At 36.8% G+C, this 288-nt stretch carries 1 protein-coding gene; it reads left to right on the top strand.

All coding sequences use genetic code 11. The annotated features are described in order from the left end of the window. Window positions 1-288 (top strand): phage terminase large subunit (locus tag JKP73_RS22940; protein ID WP_200412071.1); only part of this gene is annotated, 288 nt, incomplete at both ends.

The following is a 288-nucleotide window of genomic DNA, read 5'->3' as shown; positions in this document are numbered from 1 at the left end:
CGCAGGAAACTGGACATATTCGCATTTCTTCATCAAAAACAAAGGACAAGATGTCCAAGTTATCTTTTTGGATGATGAAGAATTATATAAAAAACGTACCATTGTAGTGGATGATACGTATTATCACCATTCTACTGCGGATGATAATTTATTCTTGCCAGCAAGTTATGTAGAAGAATTAGAAAAAACCAAAGTTTATGACCTAGATCTTTACAGGGTAGCCCGTAAAGGTCGTTTTGGTGTTTCTGGAACAAAGGTACTACCACAGTTCGAATCCATGCCACATGA

This window comes from Virgibacillus salexigens (assembly GCF_014905415.1).
In the GTDB taxonomy this organism is placed as follows: domain Bacteria; phylum Bacillota; class Bacilli; order Bacillales; family Amphibacillaceae; genus Virgibacillus; species Virgibacillus salexigens.
Note: the sequence above shows the minus strand (reverse complement) of the source record. Positions and strands in the feature narration are given on the sequence as shown.